Source organism: Streptomyces sparsus, from assembly GCF_054776295.1.
Map to the genome: position 1 here is coordinate 1 of NZ_BAAHCA010000277.1, position 5,445 is coordinate 5,445.

5 protein-coding genes are annotated in these 5,445 nt (G+C 71.9%); all 5 read left to right on the plus strand.

Going from position 1 to position 5,445, the window contains the following annotated elements:
- Window positions 1–344: 344 nt before the first annotated feature.
- Complete coding sequence (locus tag ACYVE9_RS14280; protein WP_461028208.1) at window positions 345–545, plus strand: hypothetical protein; 201 nt, start codon at window positions 345–347, stop codon at window positions 543–545.
- 1,326 nt (window positions 546–1,871) lie between these two features.
- Window positions 1,872–3,614 carry a glycoside hydrolase family 6 protein gene (locus tag ACYVE9_RS14285; RefSeq protein ID WP_461028209.1) on the plus strand — a complete coding sequence of 581 codons (1,743 nt, stop codon included), beginning with the start codon at window positions 1,872–1,874 and terminating at the stop codon, window positions 3,612–3,614.
- 818 nt (window positions 3,615–4,432) lie between these two features.
- Complete coding sequence (locus ACYVE9_RS14290; RefSeq protein ID WP_461028210.1) at window positions 4,433–4,597, plus strand: hypothetical protein; 165 nt, start codon at window positions 4,433–4,435, stop codon at window positions 4,595–4,597.
- 192 nt (window positions 4,598–4,789) lie between these two features.
- Window positions 4,790–4,966 (plus strand): hypothetical protein, encoded by a 177-nt coding sequence (locus ACYVE9_RS14295; protein WP_461028211.1) that lies wholly within the window; start codon window positions 4,790–4,792, stop codon window positions 4,964–4,966.
- Window positions 4,967–5,137: 171 nt separating this feature from the next.
- Window positions 5,138–5,445, plus strand: a 308-nt coding sequence (locus ACYVE9_RS14300) for a helix-turn-helix transcriptional regulator (protein WP_461028212.1), incomplete at its 3' end; no start/stop codon positions are given.

Sequence of the window (5,445 nt, forward strand, 5' to 3'; positions counted from 1 at the left end):
CGGCCCGACCGCCCCGGTCACCGCCCCGGCAGCCGGGCCCCGCGCCCGTCCATCGGGCGGTCCAGGTGCCGAGGGCCAGGCGGCCCGGCATGCGCTACCCCCACCGGGGCGCGCTGTGGGATCGTCTGGTGGTGCCAGAGACGAGGGGTGGCTTGCAGTCGGCCTTGGCTGCGGCGTTGTCTCCTTCGTGGGCGCAACGTGCTCGCGCCGGGCGTGCCCTTGCTCCCCACGCTGATGTTCCCGAGGCTGCGGAAGTGTTGGCGGGGTTGCTGCTCGATGCCGAGCACGCTGCGGTGACACGACAGACGGCAGAGGCCCTGGCCCGGAGGGGGACAGCGGGCGCGATGAGGCTCATCGCGCTTGCGGTTGCCGAGGCTGACGGTATCCAGGCTGACTGGCTGCTGACCAGGGTACATGACGCGTTCATGGGACCGGACGGCGTCGACGTTGCCGCGGCCTGCGGGAAGCTCGCCCGCGACCAGGACGAAGCCGCCCGGCGTGGTGCCGCGGAGATCTCGGCGTGGATGAACGGCACACGTCGTTGACCTGAACCGACCTGCCCGTGGGCTGGTCCATGGAGCCGCCGTTCGGGGTGTCTCTTTGTCTTTCGTCAAGGCCGTGCTGGGCATGGGGTGTCGGGGTGCGGTGTCCGTAGAGGATTCCGTTGCGGGGCACGGCGGACAGGACGCCGATGCGGTGGCGGGCGAGTCCGGCGGAGGGCCGGGGCGTGCCTTGCCCCGGGCTTGGCAGCGGTCCCCGCTCCGGTGGCGCGTCGACGCGGGACGCCGGCGCGTTCGACCCGTGCGTGCGTTGCGGGAGGGGCGACAGTGGGGAAGGGCGGACGGTGCCCGTCGAGAGTCCGGCGGGCGGGGCTCGGCACCTGCGGGCGCCTTCCGCTTCCGCGCTCCGGGCCTGCCGGGGAGCGGTGGCGGAGGAAGAACGGTCGGTGGTGCCGTTGCCGGAGACGACCTCGGGGCGCGGGGCGGCGGAGGTCTCCGCGCCCCCGACCACAAGGGCCGGAGCTGCCTCCCTTCCTGTCGGCCCGCAGGGACGAATCCGATGCGGGCAGGGGTGGGGACGAGCAAACCAGTGGGAGCGCTCCCAAGGTTCAGGGTGATCCGTCCCGGCGTCAAGAGCGCGGACGAAGCCGGGGTCGTCGAAATAATTCGACGGAGAAATTCTTCCGCCGGTCTGGCGCTCGCTGTCACCTTGCGGCTACTTTCTGGTCAACCAGTGGGAGCGGTTCCACACGTCGTGTGCCGGCGGTCGGCGCACAACAGACGACGAGGAGTCGCTTCATGTACCCCCCATCACGCCCTCGGGCGTCCCCCACCGCTGTGTCGGCCGCTGCCGACACGCACGGCTCGCGCACCGTCCGTCGTGACATCCACCGGCTGCCCGCTCAGCCTCCGGGCATCGGTCGGCAGCATTCCGCTTCACCCGTGGTCGGCGCTCAGGCGTGCCGGTCCGTCGGCCGGCGACGCCCGGACCCGGGCCGGCCCTGCCTGTCGACGGCGTCCACCGCGTCGTCCATCGCCACGGCAGCCGTGGCGGCGACCTGCCGAGCCCTGCGGCAGGGAGCAGCTGACGCCGGCGCGTGAACCGGGTGCTGCGGCTCGTCACCTCGGAGGCAGAACCGCAGCCGACGCGACGGCCGACGCCGCACGACCGGTGCAGGGACCCCACCGCAGCCACACCCGCACCACCGCTACCCACCACGTTCGGCACGACCGGGCGGCGGGCACGCCCCGCTGCCCGGTCGGGCCCGACATGTCCGGAGCCGCACAGCAAGGCCCGGCCCGACCCGCGACACCCACCGCACCCCGCCCCCGCCGGGGGCTGACACACCGCAACCATCCGAAGGGAACGACATGACCTCCACCACCGACGCACCGCAGCGCAGGCGCCGCACCGCGTTACTCGCCACCGGCACCATGCTGCTCGCCGGTCTCGGTACCGGCGGCCTGCTGCCCGGTACCGCCGCTGCGGCGGCAGCGGGCTGCACCGTTGAGTACAACGTCTCCAACGAGTGGAACTCCGGCTTCAGTTCGAGCGTCACCGTCACCAACACCGGTGACGCCCTGACGTCCTGGAAGCTGGAGTGGGACTTCACCGGCGGGCAGCGGGTGACGCAGGGCTGGAACGCGGAGATCGGCCAGAGCGGCACCCGCGTCACCGCCGCCAACACCGGCTGGAACGGCAACCTCGCCTCCGGTGCGGCAGCGACGTTCGGCTTCAACGGTTCGCACAGCGGCAACAATCCCGAGCCCGGGGAGTTCCGACTGAACGGTGTGCTGTGCGACGACGACGGGGGCCCGGGTGGCCCCGGCGACCCGGGTGACCCGCCGGGGGACCGGGTCGACAACCCCTATGACGACGCGCGGGTGTACGTCAATCCCGAGTGGGCGGCGAAGGCCGCCGCCGAGCCCGGCGGTGACCGGGTCGCCGGCCAGCCGACCGGGGTGTGGCTGGACCGGACCGCGGCCATCGAGGGCGCGAACGGGAACATGGGCCTGCGCGAGCACCTCGACGAGGCCCTCCGCCAGGCGGGCACCGGTGACGAGCCGTTCGTCGTGCAGCTGGTCATCTACAACCTGCCGGGCCGGGACTGCGCCGCCCTCGCCTCCAACGGTGAGCTCGGCCCCGAGGAGATAGGCCGCTACAAGAGCGAGTACATCGACCCGATCGCCGCCATTCTCGCGGACCCGAAGTACGCCGGGCTGCGGGTCGTGACGACGATCGAGATCGACTCCCTGCCCAACCTCATCACCAACGTGTCCCCGCGGCCGACGGCAACACCCGAGTGCGACGTGATGAAGGCGAACGGCAACTACGTCAAGGGTGTCGGCTACGCCCTCAACAAGCTGGGTGACGTCGGCAACGTCTACAACTACATCGACGCCGGCCACCACGGCTGGATCGGCTGGGAGGACAACTTCGCGCCCTCGGCCCAGATCATGTTCCAGGCGGCCAACGCAGAGGGTGCCACCCCCGACGACGTGCACGGCTTCATCGCCAACACGGCCAACTACAGCGCGCTGAAGGAGGAGAACTTCGCGCTGAACGACTCGGTCGGCGGCCGTCCGGTCCGCGAGGCGTCGAAGTGGATCGACTGGAACAACTACATCGACGAGCTGTCCTTCGCCCAGGGCTTCCGCCAGCAGGCGGTCACCGCGGGCTTCGACGCCAACGTCGGCATGCTGATCGACACCTCCCGCAACGGCTGGGGCGGCGCAGCCCGGCCGGACGGGCCCGGCCCGCGCACCACGGCGGACGCCTACGTCGACGGCGGCCGCTATGACCGGCGTATCCACCTCGGCAACTGGTGCAACCAGTCCGGCGCCGGACTGGGCGAACGGCCCCAGGCGTCCCCCGAAGCCGGCATCGACGCGTACGTGTGGATGAAGCCCCCGGGGGAGTCCGACGGTTCCAGCCGCGAGATCCCGAACGACGAGGGCAAGGGCTTCGACCGGATGTGTGACCCGACCTACGAGGGCAACGCCCGCAACCAGAACAGCCGCTCGGGTGCCCTGCCGGACGCCCCCGTCTCCGGCCACTGGTTCTCCGCGCAGTTCCAGGAGCTCATGCGCAACGCTCACCCCCCGCTGGGCTGAGCCGCCGACCGGGCGACGGGTCGCCGCACCTGACGCGGTGACCTGTCGCCCCTGACCACCACCACCCGCACACGAACTCGCCGGGACCGGCTGCCGAAGCCGCGGTCCCGGCGAGTTCGTCTGTGTGCGGGCCCCCAGCCGCCCGCAACGGATCGGGCCGCCCGGGAGGGGGCTTTGACGGGCGACGACATCCGGGTGGCCGGTGCACCCTTTCGGGGTGTTCTGCGAAACCGCCGCGGCAGGCGCGGAGACCAGTGCCCACCGTCGCTCACCCGGTGGCCGACGCGGCGGACCACCGTGCGGCGAACCGGAGTTCGGGCGGGTCGCACTGACATGCGTACGGAGTGGACACGGTGCCGGTGGTCGGCGGGCGAGCGACACACCTTCGCCGACAGTGAGCGAGCGGCCGAGCCGGGGGTAGCTTCCCCGTCATCGATGCAAGACGGCCGCACACACCTCCACGATGTCCGACGGGTGCCCGGGAGAAGCCCGTGAACCGCCGCCAGGTCGAGACGCACCCCTCGCGAAGCGTTGCCGGTCCGGCACCGCCGCGGACCCGCAAGAGCCGACCGCCTGCCGGCGGGGCGCGTGTCGCGGACGGTCGGCGATTCCTCTGCCGGGTCGGCCGGTGGCGCGGGTAGACGCCGGAACACCGCTGACCGCGCCAGCCGGCGCTCGCCGGCCGCACACCGAGAGCCCCACCCGCCGCACCACCGGACGGCGAGTCCACCCGAGCCCGACTCCGTTTCCCCTGTCGTCCGTTGAACCATCGTCGATCTGCCGACACACCGAACCACCGAGGAAGAAGGACCGACACCATGAGTGAACAGACCTCCCACCGCGTCACCGCCGAGCGTCCGACCGAGCGGGCGGCCGCCCCCGTACCCGCTCCCCGCACGGAGCGGCCGACGATCCACTCGCCACGGATCGCCGCCCAGCGCCCCGAGGTCGCGGCGGTGCTACGCCGCATCCACCGCCTCTGACGCGCCCGGTCCCACCGCCTCTGACGCCACAGCCCGACCCGGGCACGGGCTGCGCCACGGCCGCTACGGGACACGGTCGCCATGAGTCTTCGCCGGCCCGTCGGGGGGACGTCCTCACCGCCGCCGGAACCGGGAGGAGTTGTCCAGGGCATGACGGGCATAAGGGTTTCACTGATCGAAGGAGAGGACCTCATGCTTGGCATCGCCGCAGCCGTACTGTTCTTCATCGCGTTTCTCATCAACGCCGCGGACATCGCGACGAACGACATCTTCGCCTCCGTCAACATCATGCTCATCGGGCTGATGCTGCTGGCCCTGCACGTGGCGGGCGTGGGCGGCGGACGGGCGGTACCCGGCCGCAGGCGCTGACCCGAGGGCGCCGGCAGCTTCGTGGAATGCGTGGGACAGGCAGGGTGCGCCCTGCCTGTCCCACACGCATGCGCGGCAGGCCCACGTCACCACCGGCCCTCGGCGCGTCGGATGAGCGCCGAATGACCGCCTAAAGTCAAACCGCGGGTAGAGTCGCGTCGGAGGTACCGCATGTCCGACCGCATCGACGCGATCAACGCCCTGATCGCGAGCCACCCCGTACTGCCGCCACCGCCCGAGCGGGAGCGGCTGCGCAAGGCCCACGGACTGACCCAGGACCAGGTCGCCGAGGCGCTGGGGGTGCGACGTGCCACGTTGGTCAACTGGGAAGCCGGCAAGACGGATCCGCGCCCGCCGCAGCGTGACGCCTACGCCCACCTCCTGAGCGAGCTCGCCAAGTGCTATCCGGCTCCCGGTACGGCACCCCACGCCGCGCCGCCGCCCGCACCAGCCGCCCACCCGGTCGCGCCGCCCGCCGC